The 24,450-nt window shown below is 36.6% G+C and carries 25 protein-coding genes; 12 read left to right on the top strand and 13 right to left on the bottom strand.

Going from position 1 to position 24,450, the window contains the following annotated elements; translation table 11 throughout:
• The first annotated feature begins 5 nt into the window (after positions 1 to 5).
• Together ACG9ZL_RS13600 and ACG9ZL_RS13595 are read left to right on the top strand one after the other, a co-directional pair.
• Positions 6 to 1,046, top strand: coding sequence for an AlbA family DNA-binding domain-containing protein (locus tag ACG9ZL_RS13600; protein WP_419327494.1), 1,041 nt, complete (start codon positions 6 to 8; stop codon positions 1,044 to 1,046).
• 41 nt (positions 1,047 to 1,087) lie between these two features.
• Positions 1,088 to 1,630, top strand: coding sequence for a CbrC family protein (locus ACG9ZL_RS13595; RefSeq protein WP_336951351.1), 543 nt, complete (start codon positions 1,088 to 1,090; stop codon positions 1,628 to 1,630).
• Between the two features lie 259 nt (positions 1,631 to 1,889).
• Here ACG9ZL_RS13595 and ACG9ZL_RS13590 read toward each other — a convergent pair whose 3' ends face one another.
• The 7 genes from ACG9ZL_RS13590 to ACG9ZL_RS13560 all read right to left on the bottom strand — a co-directional run bounded on the left by ACG9ZL_RS13590 (position 1,890) and on the right by ACG9ZL_RS13560 (position 7,324).
• On the bottom strand, positions 1,890 to 2,261 hold the full coding sequence (locus ACG9ZL_RS13590) for a GNAT family N-acetyltransferase (RefSeq protein WP_419360409.1): 372 nt from the start codon (positions 2,259 to 2,261) through the stop codon (positions 1,890 to 1,892).
• Positions 2,262 to 2,409: 148 nt separating this feature from the next.
• The gene (locus ACG9ZL_RS13585) at positions 2,410 to 3,018 is read right to left on the bottom strand and encodes a GNAT family N-acetyltransferase (RefSeq protein ID WP_336951353.1); all 609 of its coding nucleotides are present in this window, start codon (positions 3,016 to 3,018) and stop codon (positions 2,410 to 2,412) included.
• Between the two features lie 61 nt (positions 3,019 to 3,079).
• The gene (locus ACG9ZL_RS13580; protein WP_336951355.1) at positions 3,080 to 3,511 is read right to left on the bottom strand and encodes a hypothetical protein; all 432 of its coding nucleotides are present in this window, start codon (positions 3,509 to 3,511) and stop codon (positions 3,080 to 3,082) included.
• Between the two features lie 64 nt (positions 3,512 to 3,575).
• Positions 3,576 to 4,427 carry an EamA family transporter gene (locus ACG9ZL_RS13575; RefSeq protein ID WP_336951357.1) on the bottom strand — a complete coding sequence of 284 codons (852 nt, stop codon included), beginning with the start codon at positions 4,425 to 4,427 and terminating at the stop codon, positions 3,576 to 3,578.
• Between the two features lie 116 nt (positions 4,428 to 4,543).
• Positions 4,544 to 5,581 carry a class II fructose-bisphosphate aldolase gene (fba, locus tag ACG9ZL_RS13570; RefSeq protein WP_004720677.1) on the bottom strand — a complete coding sequence of 346 codons (1,038 nt, stop codon included), beginning with the start codon at positions 5,579 to 5,581 and terminating at the stop codon, positions 4,544 to 4,546.
• Between the two features lie 128 nt (positions 5,582 to 5,709).
• A complete protein-coding gene (locus ACG9ZL_RS13565) occupies positions 5,710 to 5,988 on the bottom strand; it encodes a hypothetical protein (RefSeq protein WP_004821354.1) in 279 nt (92 codons plus the stop codon).
• A gap of 148 nt (positions 5,989 to 6,136) precedes the next feature.
• On the bottom strand, positions 6,137 to 7,324 hold the full coding sequence (locus tag ACG9ZL_RS13560) for a phosphoglycerate kinase (protein ID WP_336951360.1): 1,188 nt from the start codon (positions 7,322 to 7,324) through the stop codon (positions 6,137 to 6,139).
• Positions 7,325 to 7,463: 139 nt separating this feature from the next.
• Here ACG9ZL_RS13560 and ACG9ZL_RS13555 point away from each other — a divergent pair, with 139 nt between their 5' ends.
• From ACG9ZL_RS13555 to ACG9ZL_RS13545, 3 genes are all read left to right on the top strand, one after another.
• Entirely contained in the window at positions 7,464 to 7,847 is a 384-nt protein-coding gene (locus ACG9ZL_RS13555) for a DUF2237 family protein (RefSeq protein ID WP_004720680.1), read from the top strand.
• A 21-nt stretch (positions 7,848 to 7,868) separates the two neighbouring features.
• The gene (locus ACG9ZL_RS13550) at positions 7,869 to 8,462 is read left to right on the top strand and encodes a Maf family protein (RefSeq protein ID WP_419327545.1); all 594 of its coding nucleotides are present in this window, start codon (positions 7,869 to 7,871) and stop codon (positions 8,460 to 8,462) included.
• Between the two features lie 639 nt (positions 8,463 to 9,101).
• Positions 9,102 to 10,265 carry a ribosomal protein uL16 3-hydroxylase gene (locus tag ACG9ZL_RS13545; protein ID WP_419360407.1) on the top strand — a complete coding sequence of 388 codons (1,164 nt, stop codon included), beginning with the start codon at positions 9,102 to 9,104 and terminating at the stop codon, positions 10,263 to 10,265.
• A gap of 280 nt (positions 10,266 to 10,545) precedes the next feature.
• Here ACG9ZL_RS13545 and ACG9ZL_RS13540 read toward each other — a convergent pair whose 3' ends face one another.
• Positions 10,546 to 11,001, bottom strand: a complete 456-nt coding sequence (locus ACG9ZL_RS13540; protein ID WP_419360405.1) for a DUF6896 domain-containing protein — start codon at positions 10,999 to 11,001, stop codon at positions 10,546 to 10,548.
• A 99-nt stretch (positions 11,002 to 11,100) separates the two neighbouring features.
• The gene (locus tag ACG9ZL_RS13535; RefSeq protein ID WP_419360403.1) at positions 11,101 to 11,316 is read right to left on the bottom strand and encodes a hypothetical protein; all 216 of its coding nucleotides are present in this window, start codon (positions 11,314 to 11,316) and stop codon (positions 11,101 to 11,103) included.
• Between the two features lie 186 nt (positions 11,317 to 11,502).
• Between ACG9ZL_RS13535 and ACG9ZL_RS13530 the strand changes: the two genes are divergently transcribed.
• The 3 genes from ACG9ZL_RS13530 (at position 11,503) to ACG9ZL_RS13520 (ending at position 14,609) form a co-directional block, all read left to right on the top strand.
• Complete coding sequence (locus ACG9ZL_RS13530; protein WP_419360402.1) at positions 11,503 to 13,173, top strand: FMN-binding glutamate synthase family protein; 1,671 nt, start codon at positions 11,503 to 11,505, stop codon at positions 13,171 to 13,173.
• 212 nt (positions 13,174 to 13,385) lie between these two features.
• Positions 13,386 to 14,009, top strand: coding sequence for a hypothetical protein (locus ACG9ZL_RS13525; RefSeq protein WP_419360401.1), 624 nt, complete (start codon positions 13,386 to 13,388; stop codon positions 14,007 to 14,009).
• A 12-nt stretch (positions 14,010 to 14,021) separates the two neighbouring features.
• A complete protein-coding gene (locus tag ACG9ZL_RS13520) occupies positions 14,022 to 14,609 on the top strand; it encodes a hypothetical protein (protein WP_336951371.1) in 588 nt (195 codons plus the stop codon).
• Positions 14,610 to 14,663: 54 nt separating this feature from the next.
• Here the strand turns inward: ACG9ZL_RS13520 and prpC are convergent, their stop codons facing one another.
• Positions 14,664 to 15,800: a bifunctional 2-methylcitrate synthase/citrate synthase gene (gene prpC, locus ACG9ZL_RS13515; protein ID WP_336951373.1), complete on the bottom strand. Its 1,137-nt coding sequence runs from the start codon at positions 15,798 to 15,800 to the stop codon at positions 14,664 to 14,666.
• A gap of 4 nt (positions 15,801 to 15,804) precedes the next feature.
• Positions 15,805 to 16,689, bottom strand: coding sequence for a methylisocitrate lyase (gene prpB, locus ACG9ZL_RS13510; RefSeq protein WP_004720700.1), 885 nt, complete (start codon positions 16,687 to 16,689; stop codon positions 15,805 to 15,807).
• Positions 16,690 to 16,925: 236 nt separating this feature from the next.
• Here prpB and ACG9ZL_RS13505 point away from each other — a divergent pair, with 236 nt between their 5' ends.
• The 4 genes from ACG9ZL_RS13505 (at position 16,926) to ppk1 (ending at position 21,506) form a co-directional block, all read left to right on the top strand.
• Positions 16,926 to 17,579, top strand: a complete 654-nt coding sequence (locus ACG9ZL_RS13505) for a TetR/AcrR family transcriptional regulator (protein ID WP_336951375.1) — start codon at positions 16,926 to 16,928, stop codon at positions 17,577 to 17,579.
• 128 nt (positions 17,580 to 17,707) lie between these two features.
• Positions 17,708 to 18,628: an ornithine carbamoyltransferase gene (gene argF / locus ACG9ZL_RS13500; RefSeq protein WP_419360400.1), complete on the top strand. Its 921-nt coding sequence runs from the start codon at positions 17,708 to 17,710 to the stop codon at positions 18,626 to 18,628.
• Positions 18,629 to 18,723: 95 nt separating this feature from the next.
• Positions 18,724 to 19,194, top strand: coding sequence for a hypothetical protein (locus ACG9ZL_RS13495; protein WP_336951377.1), 471 nt, complete (start codon positions 18,724 to 18,726; stop codon positions 19,192 to 19,194).
• 206 nt (positions 19,195 to 19,400) lie between these two features.
• The gene (gene ppk1 / locus ACG9ZL_RS13490; protein ID WP_419360398.1) at positions 19,401 to 21,506 is read left to right on the top strand and encodes a polyphosphate kinase 1; all 2,106 of its coding nucleotides are present in this window, start codon (positions 19,401 to 19,403) and stop codon (positions 21,504 to 21,506) included.
• A gap of 150 nt (positions 21,507 to 21,656) precedes the next feature.
• Here the strand turns inward: ppk1 and ACG9ZL_RS13485 are convergent, their stop codons facing one another.
• Both ACG9ZL_RS13485 and ACG9ZL_RS13480 read right to left on the bottom strand, forming a co-directional pair.
• A complete protein-coding gene (locus ACG9ZL_RS13485; RefSeq protein ID WP_419360397.1) occupies positions 21,657 to 22,886 on the bottom strand; it encodes a CaiB/BaiF CoA transferase family protein in 1,230 nt (409 codons plus the stop codon).
• Between the two features lie 78 nt (positions 22,887 to 22,964).
• The gene (locus ACG9ZL_RS13480) at positions 22,965 to 24,281 is read right to left on the bottom strand and encodes an MFS transporter (protein WP_419360395.1); all 1,317 of its coding nucleotides are present in this window, start codon (positions 24,279 to 24,281) and stop codon (positions 22,965 to 22,967) included.
• Between the last annotated feature and the right edge of the window lie 169 nt (positions 24,282 to 24,450).

The following is a 24,450-nucleotide window of genomic DNA, read 5'->3' as shown; positions in this document are numbered from 1 at the left end:
TTGCTATGGATTTGAACATGTATCTCACCAATAAATTTAAGAATTTTAATGAGTTTCTAGAAACGCATTGGCATGACTACCCCAAGAAATACAAAGAAATCCAAACCCTGCTGTTTTTTCAAGCTTATACCACTAAGCCACTTTCTGAGAAATTTGAAATCAATATTGATCAGGCCTTAAAGTATCCAACCTTAAGATATTATTTCCAACAGATTGAAAAATATATCCATATACCGCCCAAGCAACTGTTTCCTAACTCATTTCATCGCCCTTATGAACATATTTTAAATGAGTTTAAATATTTAAGCTTTTACCAAGAAGCTTTTGAATTTCACAAAAATTTAGAAAAAATTAGAAATACTTTTAATAAAATTTCCATTCCAATTGCCAGTCATGCTATTTACACAGAAATTTTACAATATCTCAATTTGAGCTTTGAATACCTTGCTGATCCAAACTTAACAAACGATCTAAAGATTAAATTAATTTACCAATGGCAAGATATTCATAATTTAGAAACTGTTGCCGCATATAAATCATTAGAGAAAATTAAAACCACACTCAATCATTATCGGCAAAATTCCTGTTCAGAGTACTATTTTAATTTAATTCAACTGGGTGAAAATCAACGGATTGAATTTAAAGAACGTACCACAGACCTATTAACCAACCGCAAATCAGATAAATGGGTCAAAGCCTGCTTTGCATTTATGAATACCCGCAATGGCTATGTCTTTATAGGTATTGCTGATGATTTAACCATTGTAGGGATTGAAAATGAACTTGCGGAACACTTTAATAATTCACTCGACTTAATGAAGCGGAGTTTGATTGATAAACTGGCACACGAAAGTAACAAAATTTCAAATATTTATACCACACTAGAAGAAATACAGATTCAAGGAAAAACCATATTGGTCTTTAAATGTAATAAATCGGACCGTCCGTTGTATTACAAAGGCGAATTGTTTATGCGTACCAATGGACAAACAACACGCGTTCCACCTGAACTGATTGAAAGTTTTCGTGTAGAATTTTATTGTTAGCATTCAATACTTAAAAATCTTTACCTAGAAGAATCAAAAATATGGATTATCCTCAGTTTAAATATCATCCCAACGCATACACACTTGATCTGTTTAAAAAAGAAGACGGTATTTGTTCGATTTGCAATCAACAACGTGATTTAAAGTACGTAAGTTCTTTTTATAGTGTAGATGAACCCGAGTATATCTGTCCGTGGTGTATTGCCAATGGTGCAGCAGCGCAAAAATACGATGGAGAATACAATGACTATTGTGGCATTGAAGGTATTTCTTCAAACCCAAATGTTCCATCCGAAAAAATCAACCCTGAATTTTTAGATGAAATCTGCTTCAAAACGCCAAGTTATCATAGTTGGCAACAAGAAGTTTGGCTCGTGCATTGCAATGAACCATGTCAGTTTATCGCTTATGCGGATAGTGAAAGGCTTAAACCAATTTGGGATGAGGTTAAAGCCGATATCGAAGAAAATGGTTATCCAGTAGAGCTTATCCAAGATCACCTCAGTATCGACGGTGATTTAACAGGCTATCTGTTTCAATGCATTCATTGCCAACAACATCGCTTACATATAGATTGTAGTTAAATACATAATTAAACCTTATAAGTTAAAGCTTATAGCTTTGGCTAAGTAACTGGCTTAAATGCTGTTTAATGCCCTGCCATTTATCTTTGATTATGCTGTATATAACAGTATCTCGAACAGTTCCATCTTTTCGTAGCTCATCTTGATGTTGCACATCATCATAATGCGCACCTAGACGCTCAATGGCGCCTTGACTTTTAACATTGCGAATATCCGTCCTTAATACAACCGAGTTGGCTGGTAGTTTTTCAAATGCTTACTAAAGTAATAATAACTTACAACGGGTATTGATATGACTGCACTGTGCTGATTCTGCATACCATATATAGCCAATCTGACCACGGCGCACCTCCCAAATCAAATCGCGAAAACTGGTGGTTCTTACAATACGACCATTCCGCTGATTTAAAACAACAAAAGGTACGTGTATTCCCAAAGATTTTTGTTCAAGTGCCTTGGCAATATAATCCTTGATCTGAGAATAATGTGGAACTAATGTATATTCTAATTCCCACAATCGGCCATCTTTACATACCTCAATTAAAGCATTTTCATGTTCTATTTGTAGTGGTGAAAGCTGCACTTGATGGGTTTGTAATGATGTATGCGTTGAAAAGATATCTTGATTCATAGCAATTACACCATTGTAAAGAATGCTCCTCCATTGTCCGCTATGTTTGAAAGTTTTATGATCAAAATATGAAATCACCATGACGATCTTTCAAATGATTTCAAGGGCATTTGCATGCCCTTGAATCGAATAAAATTCAATAAAATAGTTATTTTTTATAGTGTGCCAACATGTCTTGTAAATGTGCTTTTACATTGTTCCACTCACCTTGAGCAATACTGTACAACACTGTATCTCGAATCGTGCCATCTTTACGCATTTGATCGCCCCGAATAATGCCATCTTTTTTAGCACCTAAACGTTCAATGGCTTTTTGGCTTTTAAAATTAAATTGGTCAGTCCGCAACGCCACGGTATTGGCTTGAAGTTGTTCAAAAGCGAAACCTAATAGTAATAGTTTACAAGTTGTATTGACATGAGTCCTCTGTACAGATTGTGCATACCATGTATAGCCGATTTCAAAACGTTTTACGTTTAATAAAATATCGTGATAACTAGTCGTTCCCAAGACTTTCCCTGAGCTTTGCTCTATGACAACAAAGGGATAACGACTACCTTGTGCTTTTTGTATTAATGCTTTTTCAATATAATTTTTAACTTCTGTGTAATGTGGTGTTGAGGTAATTCGTAGATTCCACAATTCACCATCACGACACGCTTCAGCAAGTCCTTGCTCATGTTCAAGAGATAATGGTACTAAGCGAATATTATTTAGTTGTAAATCTAAATGAATAAATAATTGTTCAAATGCATCCATCTCATATCCACCAATTTAATCAATAAAGTTACCGTTTAATTTTATTGTAAAGTGATCAACATCAATATATATCACACTTTAATTTTACATCTGATAATGGTTTTATATTCTTAATAAAAGCACTCCCAGATGATGAACTGCTTAAATCATTTCTAGAAACGAAAACATCATCAAGAAAAATCTCTGCCTGAGCTTGATAAAAGCATCCATGTTTTAACGGAACACTGGGTAATTTTAATAATTTAACGTATTTTTTTGACTCATCATCAACTAAAAAACGTGTATGACCTAAATATGTTCCTTGAGTATCTTGATCTAAAAATTGAATTTTTAAATTATTCTCACCATAATCTGCATCATATCCATATAAATACTCAACAACTAAAGGAGATATTGCTTTATAGGTATAAGTCGTCATGGAAGGATTATCGCGATCTCCTTTTTCTTGTTCAGTCTTCACCAATGTTAAATTAGCTGCAAAAACATCTATCATGATAAATGTACCCAGTATTATGAATAGTATTCTTATCATTTTAATCTTTCATTCTCTTAAATCATTATATTGCCAAGGCTAAACATACCACTCCAGCCAAACCTAAAACCAGTCCTAGAGCTGTAATCACTTTAAGCTTTTCTTTAAAAATTAACAGCCCTGCAATTACTCCAAATAACACCACAAGGATATTCATCCCTGCAAAAACAATCGCTGGAGAATCTTTTAATAAAATATGCGCTTTGACATATAAAGCAATATTGGCAAAATTTAAAATCCCCAACGCCAAACCAGCAAAAAAGTTCTGAAGCTTCCACTGAGTTTTTCGAATCAGTAAATAACCTACAGATAATAGGAATGAACAGATAAACATCAAGGTTAATGTAACAGGAAACTGTAAACCAAGGCTGGTTGTATATTTTAATAAAACATCAACCAAAGCATAACCCACCCAAACACTGAGTAAAGAAAGGATACCTTTCTGATTGAGTAATGAATTTGATGGACTCGACTGAGAAAGTACAATACATAAAACTGCCACGATACCCAAACCGATACCAAGCATTTTTAATTGGTTAAATTGTTCTTGGAATAAAAAATATGCAGCCAATAATGATAAAACCACAGATAATCGCTGTGCAATTTCAGTTTTTAAAATTCCTGCACTATGTAATGATTTTGCTAAGCATAAAAAAATACTGGGTAATACAACACCTAAACCAAGAATCAACCACCACGGTGTATTTGAGATTGAAATATGAGCCAAATCAGGCTTAAACCAAATATAGCTCAATACACTGGCGATTGCATAATTCCAAGCAATCATTTGCAATGCATCAAAACCTTTTTGTTTGGCCCATTTTAAAAGCATTGAAACCAGCACACTACAAAGTGCTGCTAAAAATATGAGTTCCATAATTTACTTCTTATCTCACCAATCATTGCAAAATTTATGCGAAACCGAGTTCCTATGATTCAAGAAAAAGCCCACTAGCATGAGTGGGCTTTTGGGTGATCAACAACCATCAAAGATTATTTATAACGATCAACCATTTTTTCTAAAGAAATTGGGCGAATCTTGTCTGCATTACCCGCAGTACCAAATGCTGTATAACGATCTACACAGATTTGTTTCATTGCTTCAACCGTTTCACCGAAGAATTTACGTGGGTCGAATTCACTTGGTTTTTCAGCCATCATACGGCGCATTGCACCTGTAGATGCTAAACGTAAATCTGTATCAATATTGATTTTACGTACACCATGCTTAATTGCTTCAACCAACTGTTCAACTGGAACACCATAAGTCTCTTTGATGTCACCACCATATTGGTTAATGATCGCTAACCATTCTTGTGGTACTGAGCTTGAACCATGCATAACAAGGTGAGTATTTGGAAGCGCCGCATGAATTTCTTTAATACGGTCAATTGCCAAAATATCGCCTGTAGGTGGACGAGTAAACTTGTACGCACCATGAGAAGTACCGACTGCAATTGCTAAAGCATCTACATTGGTATCTGCAACGAATTGACGAGCTTCTTCAACAGAAGTGAGAAGTTGAGAATGATCAAGTACACCTTCTGCACCAACACCATCTTCTTCACCAGCCAAACCTGTTTCAAGACTACCCAAACAGCCAATTTCGCCTTCTACAGAAACACCACATGCATGTGCCATTTCAACAGTACGACGTGTTACATCAACGTTATACTCATAAGACGTTGGTGTTTTACCGTCTGCACCTAAAGAACCATCCATCATTACAGATGAAAATCCAAGCTGGATCGAACGTTGACAAACATCTGGGCTTGTACCGTGGTCTTGATGCATTACCACTGGAATATGTGGCCATTCTTCAATTGCAGCTAAAATTAAATGACGTAAAAATGGAGCACCTGCATATTTTCGTGCACCAGCAGAAGCTTGCACAATTACAGGTGAATTTGTTGCGTCAGCGGCTAACATAATTGCGCGCATTTGTTCTAAGTTGTTCACATTAAACGCTGGAACGCCGTAACTATGTTCACCGGCATGATCCAAGAGTTGGCGCAATGAGATAAGAGCCATAATATCCTCCCAAGTAATGCCCCATATTCTACATGTTGCTTTATTTCAATTCAGCAACAATATTGACTATTTCATAAAAAATCCCCGCGTTTGCGGGGACTTTTAACAAATAACAACATTTAGAAAGATTATTGAGCTTTAGGTGCTTCTTCTTCAGTCGCTGGTGTAGCTGCATCTGCTGGAGCATTTGCTTTTTCAGCAGCTACATCTGTATTTTTTTCATCCAAAACAGGCTGATCAAGCGCATCAATCACAGCTTGTTGTTCTGCAGATGTATTTGCTGATTCTGCTGAAGCAGCTTCAGAAGAAGATGTTTGTTCTGAGGCTGGTGCTTTTTCTTGTTTAGAACATGCAGTAAATGCCAAAGGAGCAATAAGAAGTGCTGCAAGTGTAAATTTAAATTTCATCACATTTCCCAGTGTTGGTGATTGGATTTGATCTAGTTTATTGCAGTTATATTTCATTTTTATTACTTTAAAATGAATCTCTCAGATAAAAAAGGCTGACACGAGGTCAGCCTTTCATATAAACGTCATAATTAAAATAATTTTTCAATTAAGCACGTTCAAGCAATACCGCTACAGCTGGAAGTGTCTTGCCCTCAACAAATTCAAGGAATGCACCACCACCAGTTGAAATATAACCAATTTTGTCTGCAACATGGTATTTATCAATTGCAGCCAAAGTATCACCACCACCAGCAATAGAGAATCCTTCAGATTCAGCAATCGCTAAAGAAAGTGTTTTTGTACCTTCGCCAAATTGATCCACTTCAAACACACCAACTGGACCATTCCAAAGAATCGTTTTAGACGTTTTTAAGATTTCAGCAAAAGCTTTCGCCGTTTCAGGACCGACATCCAAAATCATGTCATTGTCTGCAACATCTTCAACTTTTTTTACTGTTGCTTTAGCATTTGCTAATGAACCTAAGAAATCTGCAAAATCGATTGCAGAAGCATCTGCTACAACAACATCTGTTGGAAGTGGAACAGATACTTTTGCTGCAATCGCTTTAGCTGTATCAATCAAATCATTTTCACACAAGGATTTACCGACATTGAAACCAGCTGCGGCTAAGAATGTATTGGCGATACCACCACCAACGATCAATTGATCACAAATATCAGAAAGTGAAGTTAAAACATCAAGCTTAGTAGAAACTTTAGAACCAGCAACAATTGCGACCATTGGTTTTTCTGGTGTTTGCAGCGCACGACCTAAAGCATCTAATTCAGCTGCAAGCAAAGGGCCCGCTGCTGCGACTTTTGCTAAACGTGCTACGCCTTCAGTTGATGCTTCTGCACGATGCGCTGTACCAAATGCATCCATCACAAAAACATCACAAAGTGCTGCATATTTTGCTGAAAGTTCAGCATTATTTTTCTTTTCACCCACATTGAAACGACAGTTTTCAAGTAATACAACTTGGCCTGCTGCAACTTCAACCCCATCTAAATAATCTGTGAATAATTTAACGTCTTGACCAAGTGCCTCAGTTAAATAAGCAGCAACAGGAGCTAATGATTGTTCCGCTTTTGGTTCACCTTCAACGGGACGACCAAGATGAGAATACACCATGACCGCAGCACCCTTCTCAAGTGCCAATTTAATTGTCGGTAATGCAGCACGTAAACGTGCATCACTTGTAATCACACCATTTTTAACAGGTACGTTTAAGTCTTCACGAATAAGTACACGCTTGCCTGCTAAATCGAGGTCAGTCATACGCTGAAAATTCATGTATAGCTCTCTTATAGATATTAAAAATCGCGTTGATTCTAAATGATTACACAAAAAAAGGTTAGATACTTTTGTAGAAAAGCTGTAGAAAAGTTGAGATTTGATTATTATAGGGCGAACTTTTAAATTCTATACGCTTATGTCTTTTCATCCCGATCCTAAAATCAATGGTTTAAATGTCTTAGGTGAACCTTTAGCAAGTTGTTGTTTTTCTCCAATCACAGGTTATTTTCGTAACGGTTTCTGTCATACAGCAACAACCGACCTTGGTCAGCACACTGTATGCGCTGAAATGACTTCAGAATTTTTAAATTTTTCACAAAAAGTAGGAAATGACTTAATTACACCACTGCCAGAACACGGCTTTCCGGGACTACAACCTGGTGATTTTTGGTGTTTATGTGTGACGCGTTGGGTTGAGGCCTATCAAAATGACATGGCACCTCGTGTAAAACTACAAGCCTGTCATCAAGCAGTTTTGGCGTATGTTCCCTTAGATCTCTTGATGGAATATGCAGTATAACTAGGCATGAATTATTCAAAGATGAATCACCATGAAATTATTTTGGCTTCATCGAGCCAAACCCGTAAAGATTTAATGAATCGTTTACGCTTAGACTATCATTGTATTTCACCTGAAATCGATGAATCACCACGGGGTGAATCTCATGCCGATGATTTGGCTAAACGCTTGGCTTTTGAAAAAGCTCAAGTCATTGTACAAGACCATCCAAATGCCATTGTGATTGGGTCAGATCAGGTGGCTTGGCGTGAACATGCACCACAAGATTTTATTGGTAAACCTTTATCTGTAGAAAAAGCCATTCAACAGCTACAAGCCAATTCAGGCAAAAATGTCTTTTTTAGTACTGCCTTAAGTGTGCAACATTTAGCTTCTGGTTTTGAACAAACCTTGGTCGAGCATTATCATGTTAAATTTCGTGACTTAACTTTGGCTGAAATTGAGCGTTATATCGAAATTGATCAACCTCTGCATTGTGCGGGTAGCTTTAAGTGTGAAAGTCTTGGTATTGGTTTATTTGAGCAAATGATTGGGCAAGACCAAACCACTTTGATGGGTATGCCAATGATTCAGTTATGTGGAATTTTAAGGAAGTTGGGAATCCCGCTACCTTAATTTCCACACTGTATAATAAGCTCGATCTTATTATAAATTTCCATAATTACATGGGATTTGTGTTATTTGCTCATGCATTAAAAAGGATGAAGACTTTTTGAGTTAATCCCATAAATCCTGATAATGCGTTGCAAATAACATCAACCCTTCTTTAATCTTAGCCTTAGATTCTGTTTAGCAGTCCCCAATCAAGACCAACTCAAAAGCAAGAATCATCTTGTTTAAATACTCTAACCCAATTTGATTTAATTGCGCCTCACTAAAATCATTCACTTGCGCTTCATTCACCACCCAAGTTGGAATAGAAATATTTTTGCCCTAGATAATCAATTATCGATACGAACGCAATACTAAAAGTGTTTTGTCTGCAATTTCTTTTTTTGGATCAGAATAATACGAAATAGGAAAAAATCTATATTCCTCAACCCAATTGAAAATGCTTTCTTTTAAATTAGGCAAATCTCGGATATATTATAAGATATTTTTTAAAATCATGAATTTACAACTCCTTTAATTTTTCAAAAAGCAGGGCTGTTTTTATATAAATATATTTTGAATAAATTTACAAATACTTGCACCACCTGTCATCTCATAAGACAATAGCCGTATTATAGATTCAAATTTGCTTAGGCTATTTTCATGTCCCTACCTTTAGATATTCTTGGCGGAATTACTGCTGAACAATTCCTCTCAGAATACTGGCAAAAAAAACCATTATTGGTTCGTAACGCTTTACCTGAAATTGCCAATATCCTTGTTCCAGACGATGTCATGGAGCTTGCTCTGGATGAAAACATCACAGCACGCCTAATTAAGCAAAAAGACAAAGATCCAAATCAATGGTCAGTAAAATCATCACCACTCATCAAAGGTGATTTTCAGAAAATGCCAAAGCTTTGGACTTTATTGATTCAAGCTGTAGATCATTATTCATTTGATTTAGCTGAACTTTGGAAGAAATTTCCTTTTATTCCACAGTGGCGTCGTGATGACATTATGGTCTCTTATGCTGCTAAAGGTGGCTCTGTAGGTCAGCATTTTGACTTTTATGATGTATTTCTTGTACAAGGATATGGACATCGTCGTTGGCAACTTGGACAAATGTGTGATGCTGAATCTGAGTTTGTCGAAGGACAGCCGTTAAAGCTACTTCCAGAAATGGAGATCCATTTTGATGAAGTTTTAGCGCCAGGCGATTTACTTTATGTTCCACCAGGATTGTCGCATTACGGAGTAGCAGAAGACGATTGCCTAACCTACTCTTTTGGTTTCCGTATGCCAAATATTGCCGACATGATGGATCGTGTCAGCGATAAATTTATCGAAGATCAACAACTACGCAATCCGCTTCTCGACATATTGCGAAATAAACAAACCCCGATTGGGCAAGTAACACAAGCTGAACTCGATTATTTAAAAGCTGAATTGTTGGCGAAATTAAATAATTCTAAAGTGTTAGAAGATGCCATTATGAGTTTAATGGCTGAAGCAAAGTACCCTGAAAATATTCCAGATGCTGAAGCGATTGGCACTGGCGATATAGCAGAAGTTCTTGAACAAGGCTATTTACTACAAATTGAGCCAGCCTCTCGATTAATTTATCTTGAACAGGATCGTGAATTATTATTCTGGGCAAATGGTGAATCGATCTGTATTTCTGAACAATTTGCACCACATTTAAAGCAGATTGCAGATGGACAAAGTGTCAAACTCAATCATGAATTGTCTGATGATGAAATATTAGAAGACATTGCTGGATTGTTGAATGAATCTATCTTGATGCTTGTTCCCACTGACGAATAAAATTCGCAATCTAACAGAATAACACTCAAATAAAGCCTGAAAATTCAGGCTTTATTTCTATCAATTTATTTTCAGCATAATTTTAAGAAATAATTCCTTCACCCTTGCTCAGGCTGATATTTGAGTGAGCTTGAGGACTTAACCGAAGTATTGAGTTTAAGTCACTTCAGTTCTGCTAAAGTATAAATTTTCATAGGCATTAGAAAAGTAAACACTTCATCCCACTAGAGATGAAGACTTTGCTGTGACTTTATTGTCCTTTTATCAGACTGTTTTATACTCATAGTTTTCGATAAACTCCGAAATCTATTATCAATATTTTTTGTCGTTCAAGTTTTTCAAAAAAGTCTAAAGTACTACTAAAGGGATTAACGAAGTATTTTGTTAAGTGATTGAATTCAACTGTTGTCTTAAGAAAATTATAAAAAAAATATGGATCAAGATTACCAATACTTTCTTTGTTTCCAAGCGAAACTTCAAGAATTTGCCCTGTTATTAAATTCTCAAACATACAATGCTCTCCATGCACAAAAAAAGACCAATCTCCCGATAGCGTTTTTTGTCCATTTAAAAAATCAGCATCTTGTATTTCGTAATAGTGTCCCGCGTTAATTTTTACTTTTTCAGGTTGGTCTGTTTCTGTAATTAATTTATCAATAAGCACTTCAGCAATGGCTTTATAGTTGTCTATTGCTGTTAATAATTCCTGTTCCACATCAGAAGTAAGGTTGATCATATAATTACTGTCAAAATTTCAAAGCTAAATAATTAAAACTTATCCAATAAAGCCTGAAAATTCAGGCTTTATTTCTATCAATTTACTTTCAGCATAATTTTAAGAAATAATTTCTTCACCCTTGCTCAGGCTGATATTTGAGTGAGCTTGAGAACTTAGCTGATGTTTTAACGTCTCATTTTCCTGCTTTAGATTTTTAATTTTAAAAAACTGGAAGAACAGCCCGATATACGCAATGATAACGATCACAGAAACATAAATGGCTAAAAAACTGATACTAGGGTTTAACAATTTTGTCAGAAACTCTTCAAACATTTTCGATTCCTTTTTGTTTTCATCGCATATTGAATAAATATTTCAGTTAAATTAACTCATATTGTTTAGAAAATAAATATTTCAATTATTAATCTAGAACCATTCTCAAGTCTAACAAATCATTACTTGAGCTTTTTCATCAATTTGGGCAATTTAGCGCTATATAAAGAATGAGATATTCACTTCATGGCAAGTCCTGCTCAAGCAATTCGACATCAACTTCTCAATACTTTTTTCTCCCGTTATTCTGTTTGGTTCCTATGTATATTTATATCTTTATATTTGACTTGGATTATTTTCTTTAACGAAGGTCATTATATTTATTACTTTTTTTCAGATACTGTACTGAATTTAGCTTGGATTATTTCATCCATACTGGCCGCAATTGGCTTTGCCGATATCATCCAAACACAACATTCTATTTTAAGAAATTACCCTTTAATGGGACATTTTCGATTTTTCTTTGAAGATATACGTCCTGAAATTCGTCAATATTTCATTGAATCTGATGATGATGCCTTACCTTTTTCACGTGCACAAAGAAGTTTAGTTTACCAACGTGCTAAAAATGAAAATGCAGATAAGCCTTTTGGTTCAATTATTGATGTCTATCAAGATGACTATCGTTTTTTAACCCATTCGATGACACCCAAAACACCTGCTGATTTTAATACATTTAGAATTAGTATTGGTAATGATCAATGCTCACAGCCTTATAGTGCTTCGATTATGAATATCTCAGCGATGAGTTTTGGTAGTTTGAGTGCAAATGCTATTCTTGCTTTAAATACTGGTGCAAAAAAAGGTAACTTTTATCATGATACAGGTGAAGGGAGCTTAAGCCCTTATCATCTGGAACCAGGTGGTGATATTGTTTGGGAAATTGCTAGTGGCTATTTTGGATGCCGTACTCTAGATGGTAAGTTTGATCCTGAAAAATTTAAACAACAAGCAGCTCTGCCACAGATCAAAATGATCGAAATCAAACTGTCACAAGGAGCAAAACCAGGGCACGGTGGTATCCTTCCCAAAGATAAAATCACCAAAGAAATTGCCGAAATACGCGGTGTTTCTATGGACGTGGATTGTATTTCTCCAGCGACACATTCTGCTTTTAGCAATCCTATTGAAATGATGCACTTTATTCAGCAATTACGTGAGCTATCCAACGGCAAACCAGTTGGTTTTAAATTGTGTATTGGGCAGCCTTGGCAATTTATGAGTATTGTAAAAGCTATGCTACTGACTAAAATCATTCCAGATTTTATCGTGGTTGATGGTTCCGAAGGCGGTACAGGTGCTGCCCCTATTGAACTGATAGATCATATGGGTACGCCTTTACGTGAAGGCTTGCTTTTTGTAAACAATACCTTGATTGGCGCAGGTCTACGTTCTCAAATCAAGATTGGTGCAAGTGGTAAGATTATTAGTGCCTTTGATATTGCCAGTACTATGGCTATGGGTGCCGACTGGGTCAATTCCGCACGTGGCTTTATGTTTGCAGTGGGTTGTATCCAAGCACAAAGTTGTCATACCAACCAATGTCCTGTTGGCGTTGCAACGCAGAACAAAGAACGTCAAAAAGCACTTGATGTGCCATCTAAAGCAGACCGAGTGTTTAGTTTCCAAAAAAATACCTTAAAAGCGCTCGCGGAAATGATTGCTGCAGCTGGTTTACAACATCCTGCTGAGATTAAAGCACATCATTTAGCACAACGAGTCAATGACCGTGAAATCAAGAACTATGCTCAATTGCACTTTTGGATGAAAGACGGCGAATTGCTCAGTTGTGAAAATAAAGATGAAGAAAACTTCTATTTTAGAATGTGGAATTTAGCAACTGCTGAACATTTTTAATTATTCGTAAGCGAAGTTTAATTAAGGAGATCAATACGATCTCCTTTTGTTATATCTAGTATTTATGGAATTAAAAGAAGCCTAATCATGTGCTTTTTTATTCTTCAGTATTTTATTTAAGTTTGTATTGTCATTTATTTTTACTCAAACACCATTTTAATCTAAACAATATTTAAGCAAGATACATTAAAACATATTAAGAATATTTGCGGATGAAATTTCTACAACATATAATCACCACCACTATCCTTACAACGTCATTACATTGTTATGCAACTGTCGGTGGTGGACAAACAATAGAAGTATTAGGTTATGAAGTAAAACAACAAAAACTTTATCTGTTACGACATTATGAAGATGGGCGTGGACGCTTGCCGCAGTTATATTATTATCAGCTCAACAGCAAAATACCAGATCATCTGATCGAAGTGCGATCCTTATATATCAATCCCAAAACGCATAAAATTGACTATGATCAAGATGGTATCCAGTTTGAAAAAGATCTAAACAAAATTAAAAAGCGTTTAATACCTTTACTCGCAGGAAATGCCAATAAAGCAAAAATTCAAATGGTGAAAAATCAAACTCATTACATTCCTGCTTGGCATGATCCATCCCAAAAGGTTCCTCAATATAAAACCATATACAAAGTTACAACAGCTTCTTTAAAAAGTAAAAATGAACAAGCTGTGCAATATGCTAAAACAATAAAAATCACTCAGAATTACGTCGTGCCACATCAGAATAAGATGTTAGTTATTGTCAAATACTTCGGAATCCCTGAGGAAACGGGTTATGATATTGAAGATGCTGTTTTGCTCTTACCAATAAAATAATGAGGATAAATCGTGTTAAAAATAATCACATCGACGCTCTTATTCAGTTTTAGCTCTCTCGCTTTTGCAAAAAGTTATAGCAATATTTCACTTGAAGTCCTCGGCTATGATTCAAATAAAAAAGCGGTTTTAATTCTTGAAAATTCAGCAAGCTATGAGATTCCAAGAGTTTATCGCTATTCACTGAGTGAAAAACGCTATGATCTTCTCAAATACGATGAAAATTTTACAGGTATTACAGATCAACAAGCCTTCCAGCAAAAACTTTTAAACATAAAGACTCAGCTTAAACCACTTAAAAATATCGTGCTTCAAGACGTTAATGTTAATCTACTCGAACAAAGATCTTCTGATACTCAAAGCTCTGCCCCATTTAAAACAATTTATGGCTCGATATTTACAATATCCACTCCGCAATATCAAAGTCTTCAACAGAATTTAACCAGTTACAGTCCAGAGATTAAACTTAAACAGGCTTTTGAACTGCCAAAAAACAAAGGGGTGCTGATTACCTTTGAATCACTCAGCTTACCTTTTGATGAAGGATATAGCCGTGAAGAAGCTGTGGTTTTATTTCCTGCGGGTCAGCCTCCCAAGTAAAAAAAGCCTCTTAGGAGGCTTTTTTTACTGCTTTTATCAATCTTGATCAACTTATTACGCCGCAGAACGCTCAGTGATCGGTACAACTTTGCGGAGTTCAGGACCAGTATAATCCGCGCTTGGACGAATAATACGATTGTCAGCACGTTGTTCCATTACATGCGCAGCCCATCCTGTAACACGAGACATCACAAAAATTGGTGTGAATAGTTTTGTTGCAATATCCATGAAATGATATGCAGATGCGTGGAAGAAATCCGCATTACAGAACAACTTCTTCTCACGCCACATCACTTCTTCACAGCGTACTGAAACTGGGTAAAGCACTGTATCACCAACATCATTTGCTAAACGCTCAGCCCAAATTTTGATGATGCCATTACGCGGGTCATTGTCTTTATAAATCGCATGACCAAAGCCCATGATCTTTTCTTTACGCTCAAGTTTACCCAACATTTCACGTTCAGCTTGTTCTGGAGATGTCCAGTTTTCAATCATTTCCATCGCAGCTTCATTTGCACCACCATGCAATGGTCCACGCAATGAACCAATTGCGCCAGTAATACACGAATGCATATCAGACAATGTTGAAGCACAAACACGCGCAGTAAATGTTGAAGCGTTAAACTCATGCTCAGCATAAAGAATTAACGAAACATTCATTACTTGTTCATGTAATTCATTTGGCTTTTCACCACGCAGTAAATGCAAGAATTGTGCACCGATTGAATCGTCATCAGTATTTTCTTCAATACGTACACCATCATGACTAAAACGGTACCAATAACAAATGATCGCTGGCAAAGTTGCCAGAATACGATCTGCCACATCTTGCTGTTGATCAAATGATTTTTCAGTTTCCAGATTACCTAACATTGAAACACCTGTACGCATCACATCCATTGGGTGTGAATCAGCAGGTATACGCTCCAACACTTCTTTTAAAGCTAGTGGTAACTGGCGAAGTGATTTTAATTTGGCTTTATATGTCGCCAACTGTTCTGCTGTAGGCAATTCACCAAAGAAAATAAGATATGCAACTTCTTCAAATTGGCAATTTTCCGCAAGGTCTTGCACATCATAACCACGATAAGTTAAGCCTGCGCCACTCTTACCTACTGTAGAAAGTGCTGTTTTACCTGCAACTTGACCGCGCAATCCTGCGCCTGTAAGTACTTTTCCTTCAGCCATTTTATTATTTCTCCTGGGTGAACAGTTTATCTAGAGTGTTTTCGAAAGTGTGATAATCAAGGAATTCGTAAAGTTCTTTTCGTTGTTGCATGCTATCCAGTACATTGACTTGTGTACCATTTTCACGAATTGAACGGAAGACTTCTAGGGCAGCCTTTTGCATTGCACGTGTTGCAGACAGTGGATACAACACCATGCTAATGCCCTGTTCAGCTAACTCTTGAGTGGTGTAATAAGGTGTATCACCAAACTCTGTAATATTTGCAAGAACAGGAACACCTACTGCATCACAGACTGTTTTATACATGGTAATGTCCGTCATTGCTTCAGCAAAGATCGCATCTGCGCCAGCCTCGACACATGCACAAGCACGATCAATCACGGCTTGCAACCCTTCTTTTTGCAATGCATCTGTACGTGCCATCACGACAAAGTTGGAGTCTGTTTTTGCATCAACTGCTGCTTTAATGCGGTCAACCATTTCTTGTTGAGAAACAATTTCTTTATTTGGACGATGACCACAACGCTTTTGTGCAACTTGGTCCTCAATATGGACAGCTGCCGCACCAGCACTAATCATTTGTTTAATTGTACGTGCAATATTAAATGCCCCCCCCCAACCTGTATCAATATCAACAAGTAAGGGTGTATCTACACGTTCTGTAATACGACGAACATCTTCCAATACATTGTCTAAGCTGGTCATACCTAAATCAGGTAAACCATAAGAATAGTTTGCCACACCAGCACCAGAAAGATAGATGGCTTTATAACCCACCTGTTTCGCCATCATCGCTGCATAAGCGTTGACTGTACCAATAATTTGTAATGGTTTTTCCACTTCTAGAGCTTGTCTAAATCTTAAGCCTGCAGACGTCTGTTGTGTCATATTCCCTTCCACAGTGGTCACTTGTTTATTGAGTTTTGAGTATAGTCATAATTTATATTTCGCATATGACCATTTAGGTATATTACTCTAAAACTTTAGTCAAAGAAAAATGAATTTTGATTCATTTTTTCATTTTTATACACTTTTTTTAATCATTTTTTCCAATAGCATGTTTGCTAAGAAATTTATTGACATCTTTGATATAATAGTTACAACCCATTTTTCATCAGTAATTTATGAACGAAGATTTAGCACAAGTTGAAGCTACAGGATGTGATTTTCCACAAACTAAACGTGGGCATGAACGTCGCTTGGCATTACTGATTAGTGCAAACGATCTTTTTTTAGAGAACGGTTATGATGCAGTATCTTTAGATGACATCGTGAATCATGCAGGCGGATCAAAAGCCTCGATTTACAAATATTTTGGCAGTAAAGAAGGTCTATTTACAGCGATCTGTGACTATCGTCGTGATTTATTTTTTAAGGATATCTGTATTCCATTTAACCCCGCGTTGAATGAGCTCAGAGCATATTTGATCAATACCTTAATTAACTTTTATAAGCATATGATCATTCCTGAAAATATTGCTTTCATACGCTTGGTTTTAGAGCGCTCCCAAAAGGATCCACAATTAGCTGTCTATATTCATGAGAAGGGACCAAAGCAAGTACAACTTTCTATTGCATGCGCCTTAGAGCGTTGTGTAGAAAATCAAATACTCACTTGCCCAAACCCCTTATTTTCAGCACAATTTTATTTTGGAATACTCAGAAATTTAGAATGGCGGATTTTAATGGGGATTGAAATCAAAGATTCTGATCAAGAAATACTCAACTGCGTAAGTTATTGTGTAGATCGCTTCTTAGAGGGACATCAAAAGGTCTAATTTTTTTGCGTTTTCATATTCATATAGTATATTAGCTGATTCTCCTTTTTATTTTCATCAACCACCAACAATGAATTGTTGGTCAATTTCCCTATTGGTTTTGACTAAACAATTATTGTGGAGTAACCATGGCTCTACGACATTTTCTTACTTTACGTGATTTATCCACTGCTGAACTTAACCGTATCATTGAACGTGCTCAAGAGTTAAAGCGAAAACAACACAACAACGAAGTATTTCAACCCTTTGTTGGAAAAGTCATGGGGATGATTTTTGAAAAGTCGAGTACCCGTACTCGTGTATCTTTCGAAGCTGGTATGAGCCAATTTGGAGGCAGTGCAATTTTCCTTTCATCACGCGACACTCAATTGGGTCGTGGTGAGCCAATTGAAGATTCTGCACGAGTAATATCCAGCATGCTTGATATCGTGATAATTCGTACATTTGGTCATGATATTGTTGAACGTTTTGCTGAATACTCAACAGTCCCTGTTATCAATGCGTTAACTGATGACCACCACCCTTGCCAGCTACTTGCAGATGTACAAACATTTGTTGAACATCGTGGTTCGATCAATGGCAAAACGGTAGCATGGATTGGTGATGGCAATAACATGTGTAATTCATATATTGAAGCTGCGCACATGTGGGGCTTCAAGTTAAAAATTGCTTCACCGAAAGGCTATGAACCAAAACCTGAATTTCTTTCTGAATTTGCACATTGCGTTGAACTTTTTGAATCGGCAGAAGACGCAGCAGTGAATGCAGATTTGATCGTGACTGATGTTTGGGCAAGTATGGGCCAAGAAGAAGAACAAAAAATTCGTGAAAAAGCCTTTTCCGCTTACCAAGTCAATGAAAAACTAATGGATTTAGCACATCCAGATTGTCTATTTATGCATTGTCTACCTGCCCATCGTGGTGAAGAAGTTTCAGAAAATATGCTGGATCACAAAAATGCGGTGGTTTGGGATGAAGCAGAAAACCGCTTACATGCACAAAAAGCCTTGGTTGAATTTTTAATCAATGAAAATTTAAACAAAGACTAAACTATATTCTTTCAATAAAAATAAGCACCGACTATGGTGCTTATTTTTTGTTTCAGTATAATAAAATCCATACTTTTAATATGTGTATAATTCAAATGAAATTTAAAATAATTCCTTTATTCGCAATGTCAGTATACTTACTCATTTCTCAGAATAGTTATGCAACTGAATTAGATGATTATTTGATTCAAAAGAAGTTGATTGGGCAGCATTATAAAATTATAGATCAACAAAATTTAGATGATGTTTTAACTGCGTTAAGTGAAGAAGACTCTCGCGTACTTCCTGTACAAATTGATCAAAACACGGTGATTGAGAAAATTCATATGTATCATGATCATGTTGATTTGCAAGGCTTAATTACATCAGCAGATTTTAACCAATTTTCAAACAGCGTGGGTAAAGAAAAGACCCTGCAACTTTTAATGGAAGGTATGCTTGAAAATTGTCATTTACTTTTTGAAAATGAGTTCCAACGCCAAAATCCCTATTATGTAAAAATAAAACTGATGTCTGAACAGAAAACATATGAGCTCAAACTCAAAAATGAGCAATGCAAATTTTAATTTGTAATAATATTGTCTTGGTACATCGTATCAATTGGCATTTTGTCTAAACAGATTTTATTTTTTTCTACATGATTAAACGATTAAAAAATTAATATTTTTTAATCGTTTAAGTTTAAGACAATTTTCAACATTTTAGCTATCTGTAACAAATTTGTCATGTAGAATACTTACTATGCCCTTCAAGGTCGTTAAGACAGTTTCAAATGACGCAGATCATGCCCGCTTCAAAAAGTTTAACCACGCCTGAATTTCAACATAGCTCAAGCAGCTATATTAATCGTGAAATTTCCTTACTAGAATTTCATAAACGTGTGTTAGCCCAAGCAAAAGATGAAGCTCATCCTTTGCTTGAACGGTTGAATTTTCTCATTATTTTTTCACGTAATTTAGATGAGTTTTTTGAAATTCGTGTCGCTGGATTAATGAAACAACTGGATTTCAAAACCCTTACCACGGCACCGGATGGTATTCCAAACGAAGTGATTCTTGAGCAAATTTCGCATAACGCACATCTTGCGATTCAAGAGCAATACGACACTTTAAATCATGTGTTATTGCCTGCATTAGAAAACTATGGCGTCAAATTCATCCAATATAATGACATTTTAGAAAAACACGCGGAATGGATTAAAAATTACTTTTTTAAGCAAGTACAACCTGTTGTAACACCAATTAGCTTAGATCCTGCTCACCCTTTCCCGCGTTTGGTCAATAAAAGTTTAAACTTTATTGTCACCTTAGAAGGAAAAGATGCTTTTGGTCGTCAAATAGAATTGGCCATTGTACCCGCTCCGCGTTCTTTACCGCGTGTAGTGCGCTTACCGAACGAGCTCACAGACGGTGCAGAACATTACATTTTATTGTCAGCCATTATCCAACAACATATCAGTGATTTATTTCCCGGTATGACAGCAACAGGATGCTACCAATTCCGTGTCACCCGTAATGCTGATTTAACCTTGGCAGAAGATGTCGATGATTTGGCAGTGGCATTGAAAGATGAATTATCTTCACGTCGTTTTGGTCGCGCAGTTCGTTTAGAAATCGCAGATAATTGCCCAAACTCAATTAATGATTATTTATTAGAACAATTTGATTTAGATCCACAACATCTTTATCAAGTAAATGGTCCTGTCAATTTAACGCGACTGATTACCGATTTTGATATTCCAGAATTAAGATTTAAGCCTTATCAAGCTGTTATTCCAAAAGCCCTAAGAAATTCAAATAAAATATTTGAAATATTAAGCAAGCAAGATTTACTCTTACACCATCCATTTGATTCTTTCCAGCCCGTTATCAATCTACTCAAAGAAGCGGCAAAAGACCCCAATGTTTTAGCAATTAAACAAACCTTATATCGTAGTGGCCCAGACTCGGAAATTGTACAAGTGCTGGCAGAAGCTGCTCGCAATGGGAAAGAAGTTACAGCGATTATCGAGTTACGTGCGCGTTTTGATGAAGAATCCAATATTATCGTCGCAAATCTTCTGCAAGAAGCTGGCGCAGTTGTGGTGTATGGTATTGTCGGTTATAAAACCCATGCCAAAATGATTTTAATTGTGCGACGAGAAATCGATAAACTTAAACGTTATGTACATCTTGGTACAGGCAACTATCATGCGGGAAATGCACGAATGTATACCGACTATGGTTTACTCACCACAAATGATGAAATTTGTGAAGATGTACATAAGATCTTCCAAGAGCTGACTGGTATGGGTAAATTGTTAAAGTTAAAAAAACTCTTTCATGCTCCCTTCACCTTACACTCTCAGCTGTTACATTTGATTGAGCAAGAAACGGCACATGCAAAAGCAGGTAAAAAAGCCCGTATCATCATTAAAGTCAATGCATTGACTGAACCTAAACTCATTACAGCTTTGTATAAAGCATCTCAAGCTGGGGTTAAAATAGAGCTGATTATCCGTTCAATCTGTTGTTTAAGACCACAAATTGAAGGGCTTTCTGAAAATATTAAAGTTCGTTCGATTGTTGGGCGCTTCCTAGAACATACTCGTGTTTATTATTTTTATAATGATGCGAATGAGGACTTATACTGCGCAAGTGCTGACTGGATGGGTCGCAACTTATTTTCTCGGGTCGAAACTTGCTTCCCGATTGAAGATAAAAAGCTTAAAAAACAGATTATTGAATATGGGCTACTCAGTTATTTAAAGGACAACATTCGTGCTTGGGAACTCAATGCCAATGATCAATGGCATGCAATTCAACCCCAAGATAACGAAAAACCTTATATTGCACAACAGGTGCTGATGCAACAACGGATTATTCCCACTACAGCGTAATTCTTTCATATTGTTATTTTAAATGATTCAGGATAGCCCTCCTTAAAAAAGGAGGGTTTGAATGATTAATGCGGCATTGAAGAACTCCAATTAAGACATAACTTTGATTGATCATATGCCTTGATTTCAATATTTCTTAAAATCAGCCGATTATAAGCCAATACCCTCAATAACCCCTTGTTGCTTTAATTGTAATAATTCATCATCTGAACAAAATTCTTCTAAAATCACTTTGGTATGTTCTCCTAAGCGTGGTGGCGCATTGCGATATTCAACAGGTGTTCCTGTCATTTTAATCGGTGAACCAATCACATTAAAATTAGGATTATCTGAATGTGGAATATTGACTACCATTTTACGATATTGAATTTGAGGTTCATCTAAAGCATCAGCAACTGAATTAATCACGCCAACAGGTACTTTTACCGCATGAATTACATCGACCCAATGCTTTGCGGTATTTGATAAAAAATATTCGGACAACAAACTGACCAATTCTTGACGATACTTCACTCGATCTTGATTACGGAGATAATTGGGTTGATCTAACAATTCAGGTTTTCCAATAGCAATACATAAGTCTTTAAATTGTTTATCATTACCACAAGCTAGAATAAATTCCTTATCTTGCGCTTTAAAAGTCTGATAAGGCACAATATTGGGATGATGATTGCCCATTCTTTGGGGAGCGACACCTGAACTTAAATAGTTCATACCTTGGTTGGCGAGTCCAGCAACCTGTACATCCAGCAAAGACATATCAATATATTGCCCCACACCAGTTTGCTGACGAGAAATCAGTGCTGCCTGAATCGCAATTGTTGCATATAGCCCTGTTTGGATATCGACCACTGCTACACCAACTTTTTGTGCGCTTGCCCCAACCTCACCTTCTTTTTCGCCAGTAATACTCATCAAGCCAGACATACCTTGAATGATAAAGTCATAACCCGGTTCTTCTGCACGCGGTCCATCTTGACCAAAACCAGTGATAGAGCAATAGATCAATTTTGGATTAATGTGCTTGAGGGTTTCATAATCCAATCCATATTTTTTCAAGCAACCTGCTTTAAAGTTTTCAATCACAATATCTGCGGTTTTCACCATTTGTTGTAATAATCGCTGTCCATCTTGCGTTGCCATATCAATTGCCACTGAGGATTTATTGCGATTCGCAGATTGGTAATACCCAGATTCTCGTGTCGCTTTACCCTGTTGATCACGCATCCAAGGCGGACCCCACATACGGGTATCATCACCCACTTTAGGGCGTTCAATCTTAATCACTTCGGCGCCTAGATCTGCAAGAACTTGTCCACACCACGGACCTGCCAGTACTCGACTCAAATCTAAAACTCGAACTCCTTGTAATGCACCCATATGTTCTACCTCTATGTAAGGAGTAAGTGAATACTCCTCAATTTTGCGATTTATTAAATCTGTTTAAACAAGCGTTGACTATTGTTGTTGTGGGTCATATTGACGATCTTTGATAAATAAGCCAGGCAGTACCCCTGCAACAAAGTAAGCTGCGCCCATCACGATAAATGCCGTCATAAATGTTCCGCCCGAAGCAAGGAAACCAATGGTTGCTGGGGCAATAGCTGCACCCACTCGCCCAATGTTATATGCACCACCAATTGCTGTACCTCGCACATCAGTAGAAAATGATTCCGCCATATAGGTCGCATTTACGCCATAAGGAATGCCATATAAGAAACCAAAAGTGATCAATAAGTACAAAATATTGTCTGGTGTATTAAAGATAATAATCACAGGTAAGAAGACAGCGCTGGCTATAGTACCGAACACAAATACTGCACGACGATTAAATTTATCAGCCAGATATCCCGCTAAGATCTTACCTAAAATCATTGCTGTGTATGAACCCACCATATAACTGGTCATATTCTTAAAGTTCATATGCACTTCTGTTTCTAGATAACTTGGCATCCAATTGTTGATTCCGTAGTAACCAAATTGTAAGAAGAATGCCGTAGTCATCCACAATAAAAACATTTTACGATGCTTAAAGTTGGCAAAAATTTGTTTATAAATACTGCCACTTTTCGGTTTCTCTGGTACTGTGGCTTCAACTGGTTTTTTGCCTTGAAGCTGATTGATTTTGTTGAGCTGCCAAGACTTTGGTTCAGGTACAAAGCGTTGCAAGAAAATATTGATAAAAGCTGGAATAACCGTGATAAAAAACAAGACTCGCCAACCATGCTCAGGAATAATTGCACCAGCTAATAATGTGGCAACAATATATCCAACGGTTTGCCCTGTTTGTAATGTACCCAATACCGTAGTTCGATACGTTGTAGGAACGTATTCAGCCATAAGGGTATTGCATGCCATATAAAGGGCCCCAATCCCTAATGCGCCAATAAATCGTAATGCCATAAATTGTTCAAAACTTTGGGTAAAGCCTAACAAACATGTTGCAACTGAAAAAAACGATACAGAATTGGCAATGGTACGTACTCGGCCAAACTTATCACATGCCCATCCACCTAAAATCCCACCAATCCCCATGCCTGCTAGAGATGCACTGCCTAAAGCCCCTGCCTGAAAAGTAGATAATGCAAACTCACCTTTTAAACTGGTTAAGCTATAGGATAACAACATGATATCTACGCCATCGACGACCATAGCGAAATAAGCGAATAAAAGTGCCCATTTCCAAGTATTTGGGCCTATTTTTTCAAAAGTTCCAATATTGGATGGCATGGATAATTTTGTTGAAGTTGTAACTGATCGAACATCATTGTTCATTTTCCTCTACCTCATTTTCCCAAATGAGTCATCGGTCACTTTTTATCTTTCTCTCTACTTATTTCTTTGTTATTTTTATTGCATGAATCTAGAGTTAAGTATGAGAGTTAAAAGAATAATCAGATATTTTTCACGATGAATCCTTTTATCATTGATTTATTTTTACCTT

Origin of the sequence: Acinetobacter legionensis (genome assembly GCF_048551735.1) — a bacterium.
Classification (GTDB): domain Bacteria; phylum Pseudomonadota; class Gammaproteobacteria; order Pseudomonadales; family Moraxellaceae; genus Acinetobacter.
This window is presented reverse-complemented; position numbering and strand designations above follow the sequence as displayed.